Source organism: Pseudomonas sp. NFPP25 (assembly GCF_900116505.1).
Lineage (GTDB): Bacteria > Pseudomonadota > Gammaproteobacteria > Pseudomonadales > Pseudomonadaceae > Aquipseudomonas > Aquipseudomonas protegens.
On the sequence record NZ_FPBG01000005.1, the window covers coordinates 373,803 to 393,257 of the forward strand.

Sequence of the window (19,455 nt, forward strand, 5' to 3'; positions counted from 1 at the left end):
TTGATGCACCGCGTCGATCGCTTCGCCAGCAAGCTGGCTCCTACGGGATCTGTGCCCGTCCCGTGACAAATTGACCCCATAGACATAAAGAAACGGCTCTTGCCGTGCCTTTTGTGTCGCGCTCTGAGAAAATGCCCCCACTTTTTTTCCGGATGCCGACATGACTGCCCTGAAGAACGACCGTTTCCTTCGTGCCCTGCTCAAGCAACCCGTAGACGTCACCCCGGTGTGGATGATGCGTCAGGCTGGGCGCTACTTGCCTGAATACCGCGCCAGCCGTGCCAACGCCGGTGACTTCATGAGCCTGTGCATGAACCCGGCGTTCGCTTGCGAAGTCACTCTGCAGCCTCTGGACCGCTATCCACAGCTGGATGCGGCGATCCTCTTCTCCGACATCCTGACCATCCCCGATGCCATGGGCCAAGGCCTGTACTTTGAAACCGGCGAAGGCCCGCGCTTCAAGAAAGTGGTCAGCACCCTGGCCGACATCGAAGCCCTGCCGATCCCCGATCCGCACAAGGACCTGGGCTATGTAATGGATGCGGTCAGCACCATTCGTCGCGAACTCAACGGCCGTGTGCCGTTGATCGGTTTCTCCGGCAGCCCCTGGACCCTGGCCACCTACATGGTCGAAGGCGGCTCCTCCAAGGACTTCCGCAAGTCCAAGGCCATGCTCTACGACAACCCGCAAGCCATGCACCTGCTGCTGGACAAGCTGGCCCAGTCGGTCACCGCGTACCTGAACGGGCAGATCCGTGCCGGCGCGCAGGCGGTGCAGATCTTCGACAGCTGGGGCGGCAGCCTCTCGGCGGCGGCCTACCAGGAGTTCTCCCTGGCCTACATGCGCAAGATCGTCAGTGGCCTGATCCGCGAACACGACGGGCGCAAGGTTCCGGTGATCCTCTTCACCAAGGGCGGCGGCCTGTGGCTGGAAAGCATTGCCGATGCCGGCGCGGACAGCCTGGGCCTGGACTGGACCTGTGACATCGGCGAAGCCCGCCGCCGGGTCGGCAGCAAGGTATCGCTGCAAGGCAACATGGACCCTACCGTGCTCTACGCCAACCCGCAGGCGATCCGCAGCGAAGTTGCGCGCATCCTCGCCAGCTACGGCAAGGGCAGCGGCCACGTGTTCAACCTGGGCCACGGCATCACTCCGGAAGTGAAACCGGAGCACGCCGGAGCCTTCCTGGAAGCGGTGCACGAGTTGTCGGCGCAATACCACGAATAAGCGCCCCCCTAAAAAACGCCCGGCACCTGCCGGGCGTTTTCATTGGCGGACACTTTTTGCAGGAGCCAGCTTGCTGGCGAGAGGGCCCTCAAGACCTGCGCCTGCCTGGCGCACGCCTTCGCTGGCAAGCCAGCTCCTACAGGGGGCGGCCAGTCAGGTTCGCTTGGTGTAGGAGCCAGCTTGCTGGCGAGAGGGCCCTCAAGGCCTGCACCTGCCTGGCGCACGCCTTCGCTGGCAAGCCAGCTCCTACAGGGGGCCGGCCAGTCAGGTTCGCTCGGTGTAGGAGCCAGCTTGCTGGCGAAAGGGCCCTCAAGACCTGCGCCTGCCTGGCGGAGCACTTCGCCGGCAAGCCTGCTCCTACAAAGGGGGGAGTTTGGCGAGTTTCATGGCGATCAACAGGGCTCCGATCAGCAAGGCGCCGATAAACAGGCCGATGCCGTTCCAACCCGCCAGGTGCCAGAACACCCCGCCGGCGGTGCCGGCAATGCTCGAGCCGGCGTAGTAGCTGAACAGGTACAGCGACGACGCCTGGCCCTTGGCCTTGGTGGCGCGACGGCCGATCCAGCTGCTGGCCACCGAGTGGGCACCGAAGAAGCCGAAGGTGAACAGCAGCATGCCGATCAGCACCAGGGACAGCGGTGTCAGCAGGGTCAGGGCGATCCCCGCCAGCATCAGTACGATGGTGCCCCAGAGCACCCGGCGTCGGCCCAGTTGGTCCGCAAGGGCGCCGATCTTCGCCGAGCTGTAGATCCCCGACAGGTACACCACCGACAGCATCCCGACCCAGGCCTGGCTCAGTTGATAGGGCTCGGCCAGCAGGCGGTAGCCGATGTAGTTGAACAGGGTGACGAATGCCCCCATCAGCAGGAAACCTTCGAGGAACAGCCAGGGCAGGCCGGCATCGCGAAAGTGCATGGCAAAGCCGTCCAGCAGGCTGCGCGGGTGCAGCGAACGGGGACGGAAATTGCGCGATTCGGGAAGGATGCGCCAGAACACCGCGGCAGCGATCAGTGCCAGGCCGCCGATCACCAGCATCGCCGTGTGCCAGCTGACGAAGTCGATCAGCACCCCGGTGATCAGTCGCCCGCTCATGCCGCCGATGGCGTTGCCACCGATGTACAGGCCCATGGCCAGGCCGATGTGCTGGGGGTGGATCTCCTCGCTCAGGTAAGTCATGGCCACCGCTGCCAGCCCGCTCAGGGACAGGCCCACCAGCGCGCGCATCAGCAGCACCCCGTGCCAGCTCGGCATCAGCGCACTGGCGATGGTGCACAGGGCGGCGGCCAGCAAGGCGGCGACCATCACCGGCTTGCGACCGATGCGGTCGGAAACCGGCCCGGTGATCAACAACCCGATGGCCAGCATGCCGGTGGCGACCGAGAGAATCAGGCTGCTCTGGGCGGCATTGATGGAAAAGTCCCGGGACAGCAGCGGCATCATCGGCTGTACGCAATACAGCAGGGCGAAGGTGGCAAAGCCGCCGGAGAACAGCGCCAGCACGGTGCGCATGAACATCGGCGTGCCTTTTTCGATATAGGCCTCGTTGAGCTGGGCGACCACCTCGTCCAGGGGCGTGGCAGGGGGTTCGTGGGCGGAGGGGGCAACAGCGGCAACAGCGGATTTCACGGGGGACCTCGGGGGGAACGCAGCCGGTCAGGCAATGGAAAAAGCATATAGCTGGCTAATGATTCTTTCCAATATATTGTTCGACCTGTTTGATAGGTTTTAAGACTTAATGAGGCCCTCATGGAACTGCGTCACCTGCGCTACTTCATCGCTGTCGCCGAAGAACTGCATTTTGGCCGTGCAGCCCAGGTGCTGGGCATCTCCCAACCGCCCCTGAGCCAGCAGATCCAGGCGCTGGAGCAGGAGGTGGGGGCGCGCCTGTTCGAACGCACCAATCGTCGGGTCGAGCTCAGCGAGGCCGGGCGCCTGTTCCTGGAAGAGGCGCGGCTGGTACTGGCCCAGGTGGACAAGGCGGCGGACGTGGCGCGGCGTGCGCAGCTGGGCGAGCTGGGGGAACTGAAGATCGGCTTCACCTCGTCGGCGCCCTTCAATTCGACCATTCCCCAGGCGATCTTCGCCTTTCGCCAGCGCTTTCCCGCGGTACACCTCAAGCTCAAGGAAATGAGCAGCACCCAGGTGGCCGAGGCCCTGGTGGACCAGGCGATCCAGGTCGGCATCATGCGGCCCTTGCCCCTGCCGGATTCGCTGTCGGTGGTGGAGCTGCTGCGCGAGCCGCTGGTGGCGGTGCTCAGTTCCAAGCACCCGCTGGCCAGTGGCAGTGAAGAGGGGCTGCACCTGGCGGAGCTGGCCCATGAGCCCTTTGTGTTTTTCCCCCGCAGCTATGGCAGCGGCCTGTATGCGCAGTTGCTGAGCCTGTCCCGGGATGCCGGCTTTACCCCGCATTTCGCTCAGGAGGCGGCGGAAGCCATGACCATCATCGGCCTGGTGGCGGCGGGGTTGGGGGTGTCGGTGCTGCCGGCGTCCTACCAGCGCATGCGCATCGACGGCGTGGTCTATCGCCGCCTGCTGGACCCGGCGGCGATGTCGGCGGTGTGGCTGGTGCAGCGCAAGGATCAGGCTTCGCCCATGGCCAAGGCCTTTGTCGAGCTACTGACGCGCAAGACCGGGGCTACGCCCTGAGGGGCTGTTGGGTCGCACCGGGGCCTGCAGGTTCACCAGGTCGCCGCGCAGGGCCACTCCGGCCATCAGTACCCCGGCATGGCATTCGTAGGTGTTGAGGTCCTTGCGCACGTGGTGCTTGTAGTAGCTGACGATATTGGTCACCGCGTTGGCGCCGACCCGCTTGGCCGCGGCTTGCAGGGTGATCAGGGCCGACTGCAAAGCCCATTCGCAGGCGGCGATATCGCTCTTGTTGAAGGCATTGGTCTTCTTGTGGGTGGTGACTTCGGTGAGCCGTACCTGGAGCACCGGTGGCAGCGGGTTGCCGGCCAGGTGGAAGCTCACGCTGCCATCCAGGCGCCCGGCGCGCTCGGCGTCGGCCACGACTTTTTCGAAGGGCATGTACATCAGGTTGGTGGCCTGGCTGGTGGGGCTCAGGACCGCTAGCAGGGCCAGGGCAATCAGCGCTTTCACTTGCATGGTCGGCTCCTTGACGGACGTGAAAGAAGAGCCGCTGTCACGCCGGCCGAGGTCCGGTCGCACCGCTTGGCTCCCGCAGGCGGCGTTGGCCCGGCCTGCTGTTGCGAGTGTAGACGGCGCTGGCCGGGCTCCGGAAAAAATCCCGGAAACGCAAAGGGCGCCTCAGGCGCCCTTTTCGTTGTCAGCCGCAGCTCACTGGACCTTGGACAAGTCTCCGCGCAGCGCTACGCCAGCCATGATGGCGCCGGCATGGCACTCATAGGTGGTGGCGTCCTTGCGCTCGTGGCTCTTGTAGAAGCTGGCAATGTCGGTCACGGCGTTGGCGCCGACTTTCTTCGCCGCTTCATGCAGGGTGATCAGTGCCGACTGCAAGGCCCACTCGCAGGCCACCTGGTCGGCCTTGCCGAAGGCATTGGTCTTCTTGTTGGTCACGGCGCCGGGGCTCAGCACGCTGACCTTGCCGGCCGGCTTGTTGCCCGCCAGGTAGAACTTCACGCTGCCGTCGATCTTACCGGTGCTGATGGCCTCGGCCACGACCTTGTCGAAGGGCAGGTACAGGGCCGTATCGCGGGCCTGGCTGACGCCGGGCAGGGTGCACAGCAGCAGGGTGGCGGTGGCCGCCAGTGTCTTCAAACGCATCGCATTCTCCATGACATCAAAGGGGGTGAAGCAGCCCTGTGACCAGGGTCACAGGGAAGGGCTCATTGTGCGGCCGGGAAGCTCTTGGCCGCGGCATCCGACAGCTGTTGCGCGGCCCGCTCGTTCTGGTTGTCCCGCAGTTCGCGCAGGATTCCCTTGTCCAGCAGGCGCACCCAGCGGATGTAGTTCTTGTGGATCTTGCCGTCCTTGTAGTCCATGTCGCGGCTGTCGCGGTAGACGATCTTGTAGTAGCTGGCGGAGTACTGGATATCGATCTCCGCGTGGAACTGTTGACGCACGGTGATCTCGGCCTGGATCAGCTCCGGGCTGATGCGCTGCACGGTCCACTTGCGGGCTACGAGGTTCTTCAGGATCGCCTGCTTGACCTGCTCCTGGTCGGCCTGGATGGTGGCCGGGAGCACCCGGTTGGGGGTGTACATGCGCTTGCTGGTACAGGCGGTGACGCTCAGCAGGGCAAGGACGATGAGGGTGGCGCGAAACAGGGAAGACATTCCATTTCTCCAGTGAGGTGAGGCATCAGGACCAGCGGCGGAAGACCAACGAGGTGTTGACGCCGCCAAAGGCAAAGTTGTTGTTCATCACGTATTCGTGGCTCATGGCGCGAAAGCCTCCCTGCAGGTAGTCCAGCTCGCCGCAGCGGGGGTCGACCTGATCCAGGTTGCAGGTGTGCACATAGAGGTCGTGGTTGAGCATCTCGATGCTGAACCAGGACTCCAGCGCGCCGCAGGCGCCCAGGGTGTGGCCGAGGAAACTCTTCTGCGAACTGATGGGCATGCGGCTGCCGAACAGGCTGCTGGTGGCCAGGGTCTCGGCGATGTCGCCCTGCTCGGTGGCGGTGCCATGGCCGTTGACGTAGCCGATGGCCTCCGGGGCCAGGGCCCCATCCTCCAGCGCCAGCTCCATGGCCCGGCGCATGGTGCTCTGTTCGGGGCGGGTGGTGTGCTGGCCGTCGGCGTTGCTGCCGAAGCCGACGATTTCCGCGTGGATGCGCGCGCCACGGGCCAGGGCGTGCTCCAGCTCCTCGAGCACCAGCATGCCGCCACCTTCGCCGATCACCAGGCCGTCACGGCCGCTGTCGTAGGGGCGCGGGCTGGTGTGCGGCGCATCGTTCTTCAGGCTGGTGGCATACAGCGCGTCGAACACCATGGCTTCGGTGGGGCACAGTTCCTCGGCGCCGCCGGCGAGCATCAGCGGCAGGCGGCCGAACTTGATCGCCTCATAGGCGTAGCCGATGCCCTGGCTACCGCTGGTGCAGGCGCTGGAGGTAGGGATCAGGCGCCCGGTCAGGCCGAAGAAGATGCTGATATTGGCGGCGGTGGTGTGGGGCATCATGCGCACGTAGGAGTTGGCGTTGAGCCCCTCGGCCACCGAGTTGAGCAGCATGTTGCCGAAGGCCTTGATCTCGTCGGTGCTGCCGGTGGAAGAACCACAGGCCACGCCCATGCGCCCGTCCTTGATCGACGGGTCGCCCAGCAGCCCGGCGTCGGCCAGGGCCTGCTCGGCGGCGCCCACGGCCAGGCGCGAAACCCGGCCCATGCTGCGCAGCTGCTTGCGGGTCCAGTGCCCGGGCACCTGGAAGTCATCGATGGGGCCGGCCAGGCGGGTGTTGAGTTCGCTGAACCTGTCCCACTCGTCCATGCGCCGGATGCCGCTGCGGTTGGCGGCAAAGCGCTCGGCGATGCTGGCCCAGTCGCTGCCCAGGGAGGTGATGCCGGCCATGCCGGTGACGACCACACGTTTCATCAGCACAGGCCCCCGTTCACCGACAGCACCTGGCGAGTGATGTAGGACGCTTCGGCGGACATCAGGAAATTCACCGCGCCGGCCACCTCTTCCGGGGTGCCCATGCGCTGCGCGGGAATCATTTTCAGCAGTTCTTCCACCGGCACGTTTTCATCCAGCATGGCGGTGTCGATCAGCCCCGGGGCCACGCAGTTGACGGTGATCTTGCGCTTGCCCAGCTCGATGGCCAGGGCCTTGGCGGCGCCGATCACGCCGGCCTTGGAGGCGCTGTAGTTGACCTGGCCACGGTTGCCGATCAGCCCCGAGACCGAGGTGATGCAGACGATGCGCCCGGCTGCGCGGCGGCGGATCATGGGCATCATCACCGGGTGCAGGACATTGTAGAAACCGTCGAGGTTGGTGCGCAGCACCTGGTCCCAGTCCTCTTCGCTGAGGGCCGGGAAGGCGCCGTCGCGGGTCAGGCCGGCGTTGAGCACCACGCCGTAATAGGCGCCATGGGCTTCGACATCGGCCTCCAGGGCAGCCCGGCAGGCCTCCCGGTCCGATACATCGAATTGCAGGACGCGGGCGCTGCGGCCCAGGGCCTGGACTTCGCCCCTGACGGCTTCGGCTTCGGTGCGGCCGCTGCGGCAGTGCAGCACCAGGTCATACCCGGCCCGGGCCAGACGCAGGGCGATGGCACGGCCGATGCCACGGCTGGAGCCGGTGACCAGTACGGAGTCAGTCATGACGGTGTTCCTGTAGAAGAGGCAGGTGTTTCATGCAAGTAGTCGGCGGCCTGTGGCGGACGGAACACGTTCAGGCGCGCGCTGGCGATGATGCCGGGGCCACTGAGGTGGCACTCGAACACGCCCATGCCGTTGTCGTCTTCCAGAGAGCGCAGGGCATGGATTTCCAGGGTGCTGCCGAGGGGGAAGTGCTCGACATTGCATTCGAATTTGCGGGTGCCCAGAAGAAAGCCCAGCTCCACCGGCAAGCCTTGCTGGCGGGCGCGGCAACCGGCGTAGGCGGCCACGCTCTGGGCCATCAGCTCGACGCCGACCCAGGCCGGCAGGCTGCCGTCGGGGCGGTTGAACAGGCCACCGGGGCGAACTTCGAGGCGGGTGCGGATCTGTTCTTCATCAAAGGCCAGGACCTGATCGATGAGGATCATGTCCCCGGCGTGGGGCAGCAACTCGGCGAGCGGCCAGTCAATCATGGGGCGTCTCCGATAATCAGGCTGACGTTGTTGCCGCCGAAGGCGAAGGAATTGCTCATCAGGCGGCGCGGTGCGTGGGGGGCCAGGCGATCGTCCGGGGTGACCCAGCGCAGTGGCGGCAAAGACGGGTCGGCCTGGGCATCCCAGACATGGGGCGGCAGCGCCAGGCCGGGGTTGTCGGTACTCAGGGCCAGCCAGCAGAACGCCGCCTCCAGGGCCCCGGCGGCCCCCAGGGTATGGCCGCTCATGGGTTTGGTCGAAGAGCAGGGCACGCCTTCGGGGAACAGCTGGGCAACGGCCAGGCTTTCCATCGCGTCGTTGTGCTGGGTGGCGGTGCCGTGCAGGTTCAGGTAGCCGATCTGCTGTGGCTGCAGGCCGGCGCCGCGCAAGGCCAGGCTCATGGCCTGCAGGGCGCCGCGGCCATCGGGGGCCGGGGCGGAAATGTGGTAGGCGTCGGAGCTGGCGCCACCGCCCAGCAGGGCAACAGGGGCGTCGCCGGCAGGCTCCCGGCTCATGAGGAACAGCACCGCCGCTTCACCGATGTTGATCCCGTCGCGGTTGCGGGAAAACGGGTTGCAGCGTTGCCCGGAGACCGCCTCCAGGGCTGTGAAACCATTGAGGGTCAGCTTGCACAGGCTGTCGACCCCGCCGCATAGCACGGCGTCGCACAGGCCCAGGTCGAGCAGGCGCCGGGCACTGATCAGGGCCCGGGCGCTGGAGGTGCAGGCGGTGGAAATCACATAGGCCGGGCCGCAGAGTTGCAGCCATTGGGCGAGGAAGTTCGCCGGGGCGCTGAGCTCCTGCTGACGGTAGTCGTAGCCCGCCGGGAATTGCCGGTCCTGCAGGTAACGGGCGATGCCCCGGCTGGCTTCGTCGATGCCCGACGTGCTGGTGCCCAGGACGATGCCGATGCGGCCATGGCCGTAGCGCTGGATGGCCTGCTGGATGTCGCCTTCGATCTGCCGGGTGGCCTCCAGCAACAGCTGGTTGTTGCGGCTGTTCTGGGCTTCGAGGCCCGCCGGCATGCCCGCCAGCGGGCTGCGCACTGCCGCCACCGGCAAGGTACGCTCGGGCACCCAGTGGCTTTCGTCGCGCATGCCCGAGCAGTCGCCGGCAAACAGGCTGCGGGCGACTTCCTGGCGATTGCGGCCCAGGGCGCAGATCACCCCGAGGGCGTTGAGGTAAGCCGTCATGGCGTGGCCTCGGTGCTCAGAGCCGTGATGTGGTAGTGCGGGCCTTGGGGCAGGTTCAAGGTGAAATCCAGAGCGTGTTGATAGTCGACTCGCCAGCGCGGGCCGAGGGTACGTTGGGCGCCCTGTTGCCGGGCGTGCGGATAATTGGCCTGCAGTTCGGCCACAGGCGTCAGGGCGAACAGCAGGGCCGCGAACAGCTCCCGGGCCTCCGGGTTGGGTGGCAGCAGGCCGTCGGCCTGCCAGTGTCCGCCCACCAGGCGCTGACGGGCCTGGGGAATGCCCAGCGGGTCCATCAGCGACCAGCGCAGGTCCGGGCCTTCGGCCTGGATCACCAGCAGCCAGTCCTGGCGCTGGTCCTGAAGCTGGCGCTGTACGTGGAGCTGCAACGGCAGCACCAGCGAGGGCGTGCGCTCGGGCAGCGGAGCCTGACTGACGCAAGCGCTCAGCAACAGGACACAACCGAGCAGCAGGGCACGGATCATTCGGACGGACCTTCCTCGGCAACAGGGGGAGCGAGCGGCTTGCGGGCCACCACATTGACCAGGGTTTCCTCGCGCTGGCCCACCGGCGGCGGCTGGCGCAGGCCGAAGCGCTCCAGCAGGCCGAAGTCCTTGGCGCGACTCCACCACAGGTAGGGATAAGACACGTTCTGCGGGCCGAATTCAAAGCCCTGCTGACGAATCATCTGCAGGTACTGGGCGGCGCTTTTCTGCACATGCATTGGATGGCGGAACAGCCAGCGGATCACCCAGGTGTCGATATAGGCCTCGGTGGATTCGGCAAACAGCAGGTAACCCCCGGGCTTGAGCACCCGGTAGAACTCGGCTAGGGCTTTTTCCTGTTCCACCAGGTGGTGGAAGGTCTGGTGGCAGAACAGCAGGTCGACGCTGGCGTCGGCCAGTTCCAGGGTCGCGCAGTCGCTGCCGATCAACTCCACCTGCATCTGCTGGCGCCGGGCTTCCTCGGCGCTGAGCTTGAGGCTGTGGGGGTCGGCGTCCAGGCCGATCAGGCGCTGTGGGGCGAACACCTGGCGCAGGTACTGGAACGACTTGCCCTGGCCGCAACCGGCGTCCAGCAACACCGGATGCCGGGGCAGCTCGCCATCGAACAGCGAGCGCAGGTCATTGATCGCCACCCGCAGCACATGGTGCTGCCAGGTGTGGCTGCGCAGGAACCAGAAGCCGAAGCGGGTTTCCTCGACGTAGCTGTCACTCAGGTACTGGCTGGTTTGCTCACTCATGCGCGGTCCCTCGCACAGACTTCCGAGAGGGCCTTGAGCCGGCGCTTGGGCTCGCTGACGAAAGGGTTGCGTTCATCCCAGGCATAACCGGCGAGGATCGAGCTGATCATGCGGCGGATTTCCGGGGAGCTGCCCGGATGGTAGATCACGTCCTGGAAAGTGCCGGCGTACCAGCCCTCGACGTAGCAGCGGAAGGTGTCCACGCCGCGTTTCAGCGGTTCGGCGAACTCCGTCGCCCAGTCGACGCCCTGGCCCTGCAACTGCCGGTGCAACACGGCGGCGGCCATGCTCGCGGAACGCATGGCGATGGTCACCCCGGAAGAGAACACCGGATCGAGGAATTCCGCGGCGTTGCCCAGCAGGGCGAAGCCCGGGCCATGCAGGGTGCTGACGTTGGCCGAGTAGCCGCCGATGGTCCGCACCGGGGTGTCCCACTCGGCGTATTGCAGCACCTTGGCCAGGCTCGGGGTTTCGCTGATGAAGCCCCGCAGGCAGGCGTCCAGGTCGCCATCGCGCCCGGCGAAATGCTCTTGGGCGGCCACCACCCCTACCGAGCAGCGGCCGTTGCTGAAGGGGATGCTCCAGAACCAGATGTCGCGGTGCTCGGGGTGGGTGGTGATGAGGATCTTGTTGCGGTCGAAGTGCTCGCAGTCGATGCGGTCTTCGACATGAGTGAACACCGCTCGGCGTACCGGAAAGTTCGACGGCGCTTCCAGTTCCAGCAGGCGCGGCAGGACCCGGCCGTAACCGCTGGCGTCGAGGATGAAGTCGGCTTCGATGCGGTACTGGCTGCCGTCTTCACGGCGGCAGTCGAGCTGCGGCAAGGGCCGCTCCACCTCCACCGCGACAATCTCTTCGCCGTAGCGGATCTCGACCCCTTGCAGGGCGGCCTGGTCGGCCAGCAGCTTGTCGAAGTCGGCGCGCTGCACCTGGAAGGTGGTGGGCTTGCCATTGCTGAAGGTGTCGCCGAAATCGAAGGTGCTGTAGTGCTCGCCCCAGGCGAAGGCCGCGCCGTTCTTGAGCTGGAAGCCGGCGGCTTGCACCGCCTCCAGCATCCCGGCTTCCTCGACGAAATCCAGGCAGTGGGAGAGCAGGCTTTCACCGATGGAGAAACGCGGGAAATGTTGCCGCTCGACGATCAGCACGTCGTGGCCCTGGCGCTTGAGCAGCGCGGCCGCGATGGCCCCCGAGGGGCCGGCACCGATCACCACGACTTGGCGACGTTCCATTTCAACTGTTGGCACTGGGGCTCCTTGCCGGTTTGGCGATGTTCAGGTTCAAGGGGGCAGCGTGGGGCGCCGCCTGGGGAGTTCGGTGCATTCCGGCCAGGGCCGGCAGCAGGGTGGCGATCAGGCCCATGAGCATCAGCGCGAAGTACAGCGCCGGGCTGATCAACTGTTGTTGCAGCAGCAGGTTGAGAAAGACGATCTCGCTCAAGCCGCGAATGTTCAGCAGCAGGCTTTCCCGCCAGCGGCTGGCGCCGGTAAAGGAAGCGCCGGCCCAGCCCAGGCCCAGCCAGTTGCCCAGCAGCTTGCTGGCAATCGGCAACAGCAGCAGGGCCGCCAGTTGCACCCAGCCGAGGCTGCCCATGGCGCTGTGCACATCGATCTGCACGATGCCGAAGGTCAGGATCAGCGGGATGGCGATGTAGGTCTGCAAGCGGTTCATCCAGGCAGCCTGTAACGGCAGCACCAGCGCCAGCTTGAGGGCGGCCATGCACAGCAGGTAGCCGATGCCGAAGATCAGCGCATTGAGCCGGTAGTGCTCGGCCACCACCAGCAGGCCGAAAAAGCCCAGGCTGTAGAGCAGCGGCTGGCGCAGGCCCAGGCCGCGCAGCACCAGGGGCAGGCAGGCACCGGCCAGGGGCAGCAGCAGGCTGCTCAGGTGCAGGCTGCCCTGGGCCAGGGCGAACAGGCTCCAGCAGGTCAGGTCGATGAGGATCGCGGTCTGCACCAGGCGCCGGGTGGCGGCGGGCGGGTACTGGATGTGCCGCAGGTACAGGTAGAGCACCGGGATCGCGGTGATGGCGAACAGCAGGCCGACCGCCAGGGAGCTGATCCAGGGTTGCGCCGGCAGCAGCCAGAAGGCGGTGGCCAGGCCGCAGGCGAAGGGAATGCCGAAGCTCGGCACGGCGATCTTCAGGCTCTGGCGGTCCAGGCGCAGGTCGATCACGTCACTGAGGATATGCCCCAGCAGCAAGGCAAAGCTCAGGCTGTACAGATGCTTGAGCCACTGCGGCGAAACCAGCTGCGCACCACTTAGCTGCCAGTGCGGTTCGATCCACAGCAGCATCAGCAGCGGCAGGCCGAAGGTCGCCAGCAGCAGCTGGCTGACAATCGGGATCAGGCCCAGGCGCCGGCCGATGTGGGTGGCCAGGGCAAACAGCGCCAGGGCCAGTAGCCAGAACATCAGGGTCAGCATGCTGCACGCTCTGCGTCGGGCGCCGGGTGCGGCCTGTGGCCGGCCCAGGGCGCGAGGATGAAGCTGAAGGCCAGCCCCAGGCTGACCGCCAGACCGAAGTTGCTCACCGCCGGGGTGCTGGAAATGGCCAGCAGGCCGAACGACAGCCAGGTGGTCAGTGCCGCCAGCAGCGTGCCCAGCAGGCTCACCGCGGCGCCGCCGATCTGCTCGCGCATGAGGATCGCGTAGTCGACGCTGATGGCCGTCACCAGCAGCAGGCCGAACAGGCTGAACAGGGTCAGGGGCTGGCCCAGCCAGCCGAGGCTGGCCAGGCTGCACAGGGCTGCCAGCAGGGGCAGGGCCACCAGGCGCAAGGCGCCGCCGAGGCCGAAGGGCAGGATCAACAGCAGCACGATCAGCACGCAGGAGGCCAGCTTGAGTTCGGCGGCGCTGACCTGGGTGGCGGCGAATACCCGGTTCAGCTCACCCAGGCGGTCCACCAGTTGCACCCCTGGCAGATCATCGGCCTGGATTCGCAGCAGGGCGGCGTCGTTCAGCCCCTGCAGGCTGACCATGGCGGCCACGCCGTTGGCGTTGGCTCCCAGCCACAGCGGGCGATAGGGCTCGGCCAGCGGCCCGGAAAGCGCGGCGTCGAGGTCTTCCACCGGCAATTGCTGCAGCTGTTCCAGCTCCGCTTGCAGGGCGGCCAGGGGCACCCCCAGGTCCAGCAGCGGCTGCCAGAAACGCGGCAGCTGCTTGAGGGCTTCGCGCACCTGCTGTTGTTCGGTCGGTTGGCTGAGCAACTGGTTCAGCGACAGGTAGCCCTTGAGCTTGCCCAGGTTCACCAACTGTTGCAGGCGCAGGTCCAGGGCCTCCAGGCGCTCCAGCAGTTGCTGCTGATCGGTGGCGCGCACCAGGAAGAACTGGCTGGTGGGCTGATAGCCGGTGATCCGCGCAATGGCCTGGGCTTCCTGCAGCAACTGCGGCGGTGCACCGACCCATTGGCGGATGTCGTTCTTGCTCTCGAGCTGCCACAGGCCGGCGGCGCAGAACAGCGCCAGCAATACCAGCAGCACCAGGCTGGGCACCCGCTTGAGCAAGGCCGCGCGGGCCTGCAGCAGGGCTTGGGCCACTTGTAGCGGCCAATGCGCCGGGCGTAGTTGCACCCCCTTGAGCAGTGCCGGCAGCAGGCACACCGCCGCCAGGTAGGCGCCCACCAGGCCGGCGGCGGAGAATACGGCGATCTGGGTCAGGGCCGGGAACGGGGTCCAGGCCAGGGCCAGGTAGCCGATGCAACTGGTGGCCAGGCTCAGGCTCAGCCCCGGCAGGGTCAGGCGCAGGGCCGGCCAGCTGCGCCAGGGTTTCAGGCTCCAGCTCTTGGACAGGTAGTGCAGGGGGTAGTCGACGGCCACGCCGATCAGGCTCGACCCCAGCACCAGGGTCATTACGTGCATGCGGCCGAACAGCGCCACGCAGGCCACGGCGCCGAACAGCATGCCCACCAGCACCGGGACGAAGGCCAGCAGAGCACGCCAGCGGCGGAAGGCCAGCAGCAACAGCAAAAGGATGCCCAGGGTGGCGCCGCCGCCGACCCAGGTGATTTCCCGGGTAGCCTGTTGCTGGCCGTTGGCGGCGTACAGCAAACCGCTGGCGGCCAACAGTTGTACCTGTTGCTGGCTGGCCTGCTCACGGCTGTGGCGCAGCAGGTCAGCCACTTGCAGAGGCAGTTGCATGTCGAAGGCGTTGCCGCCGGTGCGGGCACGCAGCAATACCCAGTGCTGGCCGTCGGCCTCGGCCACCAGGGCGCCGCTGCCGATGTCCAGCTGCACCGCGCCGTGTTGCGGCTGGCTGTTCTGGATGCGTCCGGTCAGGCCCAGCCAGTCATCCTGGCTGGGCACCAGGGTAAAGCCGCCGAACGGGTCGAACAGGCTCTGCACCCGTTGCTGGATAAACGCCTGGGGCTGCTGGGCCAGTTGCTCGCGATCCTTGGCCCCGAGCATCGCCAGGCGGCCCTGCAACAGTTGCTGGCGCAGCGCCGGCAGGTCGGCCTGGAGGTTCCACTGGACCTTCTCGAACAACCCGCTGGCCTGCCATTGCTCGGCCAGTTGCCGGGCCATGGCCACTGCCTGCTGACGTTCGGCATGCCCCACCAGCACCAGGATTTCCCGGTTCAGCGGTTCCTGCATGCGTTGCTCGGCCTGTTGCTCCAGGGCATCCGGGGCGGTGCCGGGTACCAGTTCCATGAGGTTGGCCGACAGCGGCGCGCCATGGCGCCATTGCCAGGCACCGAGGGCCAGGACCAGGGTCAGCAGAATCAGGAAAAACCGCGGCAGCCAGCGTTCACTCGGCAAAGTCATGTTGCTCCGTTTCACTGAGCGGCTGGGCGCTGCTGCTGTCCTGCATGATCAGCAAGGTGCGGTCGCCCTGGGCTTCCAGCAGTTCGATGCGTTGCACCAGCTCGCCGCCGTCGATGTTGATCTGGTTGAAGATCTGTTTCAGCAGCAGGGAGCGGGGGATCAGTTGCAACTGCCAGTTCTGCGCGCTGCCTTGCAGCTTGAGTTCGAAGTCCCGCTGCAGGCCGCTGCTGTCGCCTTGCAGCACAGCGAGGAACAGGCGGTTCTGCTCGGCCCCGGCGCTCTTGCCGGGAAGCATCTGCCAGCCGCCGCCATCGCGCCGGGCGATGCCCTGGGCAGTGATGCGGTAGTCCTGTTGCAACGGGGTCTGCAGCAGCCACAGCAGGCCATGGTTTTTCGCCAGCACGAAGTGACCCTTGCTGGTCAATGGCTGGGGCAGGGCCCGCAGGTGTTTTTCCTGGATGAAACGACCGTGGATCACTTCCGGCCGCGACAGTTGATCGCTCAACTGTTGCAGGTCGAAGGCCTGGGCCAGCCCCGGCACACACCAGAGCACCAAGAGCGTGGGCGCGAGCTTGCTCGCGAACCGCCGCACCACGGTACGCAGCCTCATGCAGCTGGCAGACAGACCGACCCTCTTGGCGAGCAAGCTCGCTCCTACCTTCATGGCAAGGCCCTCGCGACGGCATCGGTGAAGACCTTGGGCGAGGCCAGTTGCATTTCCCGGCTGGCGATCTCCACGGCCACCTGCACCGAGCTGGCGCGGGTCATGCGCTCGCCCGTGGCCTGGTCGGTGATCAGGTAATTGATCTTCAGCCGGCTTTCCCACTCCACCAGGCTGGCGCGCACGTTCAGGGTCTGGCCGAACACCGCGCCGCGCACGTAGCGCAGTTGCAGGTCGATCACCGGCCAGGCGTAGCCGGATTCGAGCATCTGCTGGTAGTTGTGGCCGAGCTTGTCCAGCAGGGCGCAGCGGGCGACCTCCAGGTATTTGACGTAATGCCCGTGCCAGACGACGTGCATGGTGTCGACGTCGAAGAAGGGCACCTGGATCTGGGTGTCGGCGTGGATCACTCCCTTGCTACGCATGCAGCCTCCAGTGTTGTTCGGCGATGCGTTGCAGGCACAGGCGCAGTTCGTGCTCCAGGGCGCGGTCTTCGATCACAGGTGGGAAGTCTGCGGCCAGTTGCCGGTGCATGGCATCCAGGGCTGGTGGCAGAGGCCGGGCATCGGCTTCCTGGCTGCGCAGCCAGACCCCCTGGTTGGCCGCCAGCAAGGTGGCGGCGGCCACTTGTTCGGTGAGCTCCAGCACGCGGATCGCGTCCCGGGCGGCGATGGTGCCCATGCTCACCTTGTCTTGGTTGTGGCACTCGGTGGAGCGCGAGAACACGCTGGCCGGCATGGTGTTTTTCAGGGCCTCGGCGGTCCAGGCGCTGGCGCCGATCTGCACCGCCTTGAAGCCGTGGTTGAGCATGGCGCGCTCGGCGCTGGCGCCGGAAAGGTTGCTCGGCAGGCCGTGGTTGTAGCGCACGTCCACCAGCAGGGCCAACTGCCGGTCCAGCAGGTCGGCGACGTTGGCCACCAGGTTCTTCAGGCTGTCCATGGCGAAGGCGATGTGCCCGCCATAGAAGTGCCCGCCGTGCAGCACGCGCTCGGCCTCGGCGTCGATGATGGGGTTGTCGTTGGCGCTGTTGAGCTCGGTCTCGATGAAACCGCGCAGCCAGTTCAGGCTGTCGGCCAGCACCCCCAGTACATGGGGTGCGCAGCGCAGCGAGTAGCGGTCCTGCAGGCGATGCAGGGGCGCGGTCGGCGCGTCGATCGCCAGGTCCTGGCGCAGCCAGGCGGCCACTTGCATCTGCCCCGGGTGCGGCTTGGCGGCGAACAGGCGTTCGTCGAAGTGTTCCGGATTGCCCTGCAGGGCCACCACGTTGAGGGCGGTGATGCGGGTCGCCAGGCGCAGCAGGTAGTCGGCCCGGGCAAAGGCCAGGCAGGCCAGCCCGGTCATTACCGCGGTGCCGTTCATCAGCGCCAGGGCTTCCTTGGGCCGCAGCACCAGGGGTTCCCAGCCCAGCTCGCGGTGCACGTCGGCGGACTCACGCCGTTCGCCGCGGAACATCACCTCGCGTTCCCCGGACAGGGTGGCCGCCACGTAGGACAGCGGCGTCAGGTCGCCACTGGCGCCCACCGAACCCTCTTCCGGGATCAGCGGCAGGATGTCCTGGTCGAGGAAGGCCTGCAGGCGCTCCAGCAGTTCCACGCGCACCCCGGAAACCCCGTGGCACAGCGACTGCAAGCGCGCCGCCAGCACCGCGCGGGTAGCCTGGGCGTCCAGCAGCTTGCCCAGGCCGCAACCGTGGAAGGTGTACAGATGGCGCGGCAGCGCCTCGACGTGCTGCAGCGGCACCGCCACCACGCAAGAGTCGCCGTAGCCGGTGGTCACGCCGTAGATCACCCCTTCCTTGTCCAGCAGGGAATCGAGGAACTGCGCGCCCTTGGCGATCCGCTGGCGCCAGGCGGCGTCGCCTTGCAGGCGCGTCGGCACCTGGCGGTTGGCCAGGGCCAGCACGTCTTCGATGCGCAGGGGGTGTTCGCCGAAGGTTACCGGCTCATGGGTCGAGGTCGTCATCGGTCTTCCAGAATGGGTAAAAGTTGAACCATTGTTGCGGGGCTTGCAGGCAGTACTGGCCCAGGCGCTCGGCGTAGCGGGCGGTCCACTGGGCGATCACCTGCTGGCGGTCATTGCGTTTCCACTGCACGGCGTCGGCGAAGGGCTCGAGGATCACCTGGTAGCGGCCTTGCTGTTTCAGGCACAGCAGCAGGTTGACCGGGCACTTGAGCAGCCCGGCCAGCAACCAGGGGCCCTGGGGGAAGGCGGCCGGGTGGCCGAGGAAATCCACCCGCACGTTACGCCCGCCGTGCAGCGGCACGCGGTCCCCGGCAATCGCCAGCCATTCGCCGCGATCCAGGCGCTGGCTCAGTTGCAGCATGATCGCCGGGTCCAGCTCGCTGACCTGGATCAGCCGCAGGTTACTGGCCCCGGCTTCGCCCAGCAGGCGGTTGAAGCGTTCGGCGTGCTTGGTGTGCACCAGCACGTTCATGGTCACCTGCTCCCCCAGCTCGGCCAGGGCCCGGCACACTTCCAGGTTGCCCAGGTGCGCGCCCACCAGCATCTGCCCGCGTTCGCCGCGCAGTTGGTGGCGCAGTTGCGCCGGGTCGACGATCTCGATCTGTTCGATGCGCAGTTTGCCGTTCCACACGTCGAGCTTGTCCAGCAGGGCATCGGCAAAGGCCATGAACTGGCCGAACACCCGCCAGTGGCTGGGGCGCAACTCGTCGCGCCCGCTCCATTGGGCCAGGTGCTGCTGGTACTGCCAGATGCTGCGCCGGGCCCGGCGGCCGAACAGGAAGAAGTAGAACACGATGGCGTACAGCACCGGGCTCAGCAGCCGGCGCCCCAGCACCCGCACGCCGAGGGCGGTGAGCTTCATCAGCCAGAAGCTGCCGCGCTCCTGATGGTCGGCCCAGTGTTCGTTGCCGGGCTCCTTGGGTTGCTCCTGGCTCATGGACGCCACCGGCGCCAGAGGATCAGCGGCAGGCGCGCCAACATGCCGAAGAACAGCTTGGCGTGCATCTTCGAGATCAGCGCGTTGTCATGGAACAGGCGAAAGTGCGAGAGGCCGTCCTGGGGATAGTGGACCCGGGTCGGCAGCCAGCGCATGGGCTGGTTGCGCCAGGCCAGGCGCACCAGGATCTCCGGATCGAAGTCCATGCGCCGGCCCAGTTGCACCGAGTCCAGCAGGGCCAGGGTCGGTGGCAAGGGGTAGACCCGGAAGCCGCACATGGAATCGGGAATCTGCAGTGACAGGCTGTTGATCCAGACCCACACGTGGGTCAGGTAGCGGGCATACAGGCGCCCCTTGGGCACGCTGGCGTCGTACTGTGGATAACCGCAGACCAGCGCCTCGGGGTGGGCCTGGGAGTGCTGGATGAAGTTATCCACATCCGTGAGGTCGTGCTGGCCATCGGCATCGACTTGCAGGGCATGGCTGAAGCCCAGCTGCGCGGCTTCGCGCAGGCCGGCCATGACCGCGCCGCCCTTGCCCTGGTTGATCGCCAGGCGGATCAGGAACACCTGGTCGAGGCCGGCCAGCTGCTCCAGCACCGCCGCGCATTGGGGGCTGCTGGCGTCGTCCACCAGGACACAGGGCAGGCCGCGGGCCAGGAGCACCTCGACCACCGCCGGCACGGCGGTTTCATGGTTGTAGACCGGTATCACCGCGCAAGGCTTATGCATGGCAGCGGGCCCCTTTAGCGTAGGCGCTGGCTTGCCAGGG

General features: G+C 66.5%; 20 protein-coding genes. 2 read left to right on the plus strand and 18 right to left on the minus strand.

Annotation, left to right across the window (positions count from 1 at the left end; translation table 11 throughout):
• Positions 1-160 precede the first annotated feature (160 nt).
• Positions 161-1,228 carry a uroporphyrinogen decarboxylase gene (gene hemE, locus BM382_RS21670; RefSeq protein WP_041115348.1) on the plus strand — a complete coding sequence of 356 codons (1,068 nt, stop codon included), beginning with the start codon at positions 161-163 and terminating at the stop codon, positions 1,226-1,228.
• 357 nt (positions 1,229-1,585) lie between these two features.
• Here the strand turns inward: hemE and BM382_RS21675 are convergent, their stop codons facing one another.
• Positions 1,586-2,797, minus strand: a complete 1,212-nt coding sequence (locus tag BM382_RS21675) for an MFS transporter (RefSeq protein WP_125063333.1) — start codon at positions 2,795-2,797, stop codon at positions 1,586-1,588.
• Between the two features lie 177 nt (positions 2,798-2,974).
• On the opposite strand from BM382_RS21675, the gene BM382_RS21680 reads away from it, so the two are divergent.
• Entirely contained in the window at positions 2,975-3,874 is a 900-nt protein-coding gene (locus tag BM382_RS21680; protein ID WP_011058831.1) for a LysR family transcriptional regulator, read from the plus strand.
• On the opposite strand, the gene BM382_RS21685 is transcribed toward BM382_RS21680, so the two are convergent.
• The 17 genes from BM382_RS21685 to BM382_RS21765 form a co-directional block, all read right to left on the minus strand.
• The gene (locus BM382_RS21685) at positions 3,842-4,333 is read right to left on the minus strand and encodes a hypothetical protein (protein ID WP_011058832.1); all 492 of its coding nucleotides are present in this window, start codon (positions 4,331-4,333) and stop codon (positions 3,842-3,844) included. The genes BM382_RS21680 and BM382_RS21685 overlap by 33 nt on opposite strands.
• 192 nt (positions 4,334-4,525) lie before the next feature.
• Positions 4,526-4,972, minus strand: coding sequence for a hypothetical protein (locus BM382_RS21690; protein ID WP_011058833.1), 447 nt, complete (start codon positions 4,970-4,972; stop codon positions 4,526-4,528).
• 62 nt (positions 4,973-5,034) lie between these two features.
• Positions 5,035-5,484, minus strand: a complete 450-nt coding sequence (locus tag BM382_RS21695; RefSeq protein ID WP_011058834.1) for a hypothetical protein — start codon at positions 5,482-5,484, stop codon at positions 5,035-5,037.
• A gap of 25 nt (positions 5,485-5,509) precedes the next feature.
• A complete protein-coding gene (locus BM382_RS21700) occupies positions 5,510-6,736 on the minus strand; it encodes a beta-ketoacyl-ACP synthase (RefSeq protein ID WP_072444018.1) in 1,227 nt (408 codons plus the stop codon).
• On the minus strand, positions 6,736-7,464 hold the full coding sequence (gene fabG, locus BM382_RS21705; RefSeq protein ID WP_011058836.1) for a 3-oxoacyl-ACP reductase FabG: 729 nt from the start codon (positions 7,462-7,464) through the stop codon (positions 6,736-6,738). Before fabG ends, BM382_RS21700 begins: the two co-directional genes overlap by 1 nt.
• The gene (locus BM382_RS21710; protein ID WP_019095188.1) at positions 7,461-7,934 is read right to left on the minus strand and encodes a hotdog family protein; all 474 of its coding nucleotides are present in this window, start codon (positions 7,932-7,934) and stop codon (positions 7,461-7,463) included. Before BM382_RS21710 ends, fabG begins: the two co-directional genes overlap by 4 nt.
• On the minus strand, positions 7,931-9,127 hold the full coding sequence (locus tag BM382_RS21715; RefSeq protein WP_072443871.1) for a beta-ketoacyl-[acyl-carrier-protein] synthase family protein: 1,197 nt from the start codon (positions 9,125-9,127) through the stop codon (positions 7,931-7,933). Before BM382_RS21715 ends, BM382_RS21710 begins: the two co-directional genes overlap by 4 nt.
• Positions 9,124-9,609 (minus strand): hypothetical protein, encoded by a 486-nt coding sequence (locus BM382_RS21720; protein ID WP_015633878.1) that lies wholly within the window; start codon positions 9,607-9,609, stop codon positions 9,124-9,126. Before BM382_RS21720 ends, BM382_RS21715 begins: the two co-directional genes overlap by 4 nt.
• The gene (locus BM382_RS21725) at positions 9,606-10,367 is read right to left on the minus strand and encodes a class I SAM-dependent methyltransferase (protein ID WP_019095190.1); all 762 of its coding nucleotides are present in this window, start codon (positions 10,365-10,367) and stop codon (positions 9,606-9,608) included. Before BM382_RS21725 ends, BM382_RS21720 begins: the two co-directional genes overlap by 4 nt.
• On the minus strand, positions 10,364-11,611 hold the full coding sequence (locus tag BM382_RS21730; RefSeq protein ID WP_019095191.1) for an NAD(P)/FAD-dependent oxidoreductase: 1,248 nt from the start codon (positions 11,609-11,611) through the stop codon (positions 10,364-10,366). The genes BM382_RS21725 and BM382_RS21730 overlap by 4 nt, the downstream gene beginning before the upstream one ends.
• On the minus strand, positions 11,598-12,788 hold the full coding sequence (locus BM382_RS21735) for a cation:proton antiporter (RefSeq protein ID WP_011058842.1): 1,191 nt from the start codon (positions 12,786-12,788) through the stop codon (positions 11,598-11,600). Before BM382_RS21735 ends, BM382_RS21730 begins: the two co-directional genes overlap by 14 nt.
• Positions 12,782-15,124 carry an MMPL family transporter gene (locus BM382_RS21740; protein ID WP_011058843.1) on the minus strand — a complete coding sequence of 781 codons (2,343 nt, stop codon included), beginning with the start codon at positions 15,122-15,124 and terminating at the stop codon, positions 12,782-12,784. Before BM382_RS21740 ends, BM382_RS21735 begins: the two co-directional genes overlap by 7 nt.
• Positions 15,108-15,788, minus strand: a complete 681-nt coding sequence (locus tag BM382_RS21745) for an outer membrane lipoprotein carrier protein LolA (protein ID WP_011058844.1) — start codon at positions 15,786-15,788, stop codon at positions 15,108-15,110. Before BM382_RS21745 ends, BM382_RS21740 begins: the two co-directional genes overlap by 17 nt.
• Positions 15,785-16,210, minus strand: coding sequence for an acyl-CoA thioesterase (locus BM382_RS21750; protein ID WP_011058845.1), 426 nt, complete (start codon positions 16,208-16,210; stop codon positions 15,785-15,787). The genes BM382_RS21745 and BM382_RS21750 overlap by 4 nt, the downstream gene beginning before the upstream one ends.
• Positions 16,203-17,747, minus strand: coding sequence for an HAL/PAL/TAL family ammonia-lyase (locus BM382_RS21755; protein ID WP_011058846.1), 1,545 nt, complete (start codon positions 17,745-17,747; stop codon positions 16,203-16,205). The genes BM382_RS21750 and BM382_RS21755 overlap by 8 nt, the downstream gene beginning before the upstream one ends.
• Positions 17,728-18,684 (minus strand): LpxL/LpxP family acyltransferase, encoded by a 957-nt coding sequence (locus tag BM382_RS21760; RefSeq protein ID WP_011058847.1) that lies wholly within the window; start codon positions 18,682-18,684, stop codon positions 17,728-17,730. Before BM382_RS21760 ends, BM382_RS21755 begins: the two co-directional genes overlap by 20 nt.
• Positions 18,681-19,415, minus strand: coding sequence for a glycosyltransferase family 2 protein (locus tag BM382_RS21765; protein ID WP_041774040.1), 735 nt, complete (start codon positions 19,413-19,415; stop codon positions 18,681-18,683). The genes BM382_RS21760 and BM382_RS21765 overlap by 4 nt, the downstream gene beginning before the upstream one ends.
• Positions 19,416-19,455 lie beyond the last annotated feature (40 nt).

What these genes read in the sequence shown, in the direction of transcription:
- BM382_RS21700 (WP_072444018.1), bottom strand. Translation starts at nt 6,736, where the DNA reads ATGAAACGTGTGGTCGTCACCGGCATGGCCGGCATCACCTCCCTGGGC.
- BM382_RS21760 (WP_011058847.1), bottom strand. Translation starts at nt 18,684, where the DNA reads ATGAGCCAGGAGCAACCCAAGGAGCCCGGCAACGAACACTGGGCCGAC.
- BM382_RS21685 (WP_011058832.1), bottom strand. Translation starts at nt 4,333, where the DNA reads ATGCAAGTGAAAGCGCTGATTGCCCTGGCCCTGCTAGCGGTCCTGAGC.
- BM382_RS21740 (WP_011058843.1), bottom strand. Translation starts at nt 15,124, where the DNA reads ATGACTTTGCCGAGTGAACGCTGGCTGCCGCGGTTTTTCCTGATTCTG.
- BM382_RS21680 (WP_011058831.1), top strand. Translation starts at nt 2,975, where the DNA reads ATGGAACTGCGTCACCTGCGCTACTTCATCGCTGTCGCCGAAGAACTG.
- BM382_RS21735 (WP_011058842.1), bottom strand. Translation starts at nt 12,788, where the DNA reads ATGCTGACCCTGATGTTCTGGCTACTGGCCCTGGCGCTGTTTGCCCTG.
- BM382_RS21695 (WP_011058834.1), bottom strand. Translation starts at nt 5,484, where the DNA reads ATGTCTTCCCTGTTTCGCGCCACCCTCATCGTCCTTGCCCTGCTGAGC.
- BM382_RS21755 (WP_011058846.1), bottom strand. Translation starts at nt 17,747, where the DNA reads ATGACGACCTCGACCCATGAGCCGGTAACCTTCGGCGAACACCCCCTG.
- BM382_RS21745 (WP_011058844.1), bottom strand. Translation starts at nt 15,788, where the DNA reads ATGAAGGTAGGAGCGAGCTTGCTCGCCAAGAGGGTCGGTCTGTCTGCC.
- BM382_RS21690 (WP_011058833.1), bottom strand. Translation starts at nt 4,972, where the DNA reads ATGCGTTTGAAGACACTGGCGGCCACCGCCACCCTGCTGCTGTGCACC.
- BM382_RS21765 (WP_041774040.1), bottom strand. Translation starts at nt 19,415, where the DNA reads ATGCATAAGCCTTGCGCGGTGATACCGGTCTACAACCATGAAACCGCC.
- BM382_RS21715 (WP_072443871.1), bottom strand. Translation starts at nt 9,127, where the DNA reads ATGACGGCTTACCTCAACGCCCTCGGGGTGATCTGCGCCCTGGGCCGC.
- hemE (WP_041115348.1), top strand. Translation starts at nt 161, where the DNA reads ATGACTGCCCTGAAGAACGACCGTTTCCTTCGTGCCCTGCTCAAGCAA.
- BM382_RS21720 (WP_015633878.1), bottom strand. Translation starts at nt 9,609, where the DNA reads ATGATCCGTGCCCTGCTGCTCGGTTGTGTCCTGTTGCTGAGCGCTTGC.
- BM382_RS21725 (WP_019095190.1), bottom strand. Translation starts at nt 10,367, where the DNA reads ATGAGTGAGCAAACCAGCCAGTACCTGAGTGACAGCTACGTCGAGGAA.
- fabG (WP_011058836.1), bottom strand. Translation starts at nt 7,464, where the DNA reads ATGACTGACTCCGTACTGGTCACCGGCTCCAGCCGTGGCATCGGCCGT.
- BM382_RS21750 (WP_011058845.1), bottom strand. Translation starts at nt 16,210, where the DNA reads ATGCGTAGCAAGGGAGTGATCCACGCCGACACCCAGATCCAGGTGCCC.
- BM382_RS21710 (WP_019095188.1), bottom strand. Translation starts at nt 7,934, where the DNA reads ATGATTGACTGGCCGCTCGCCGAGTTGCTGCCCCACGCCGGGGACATG.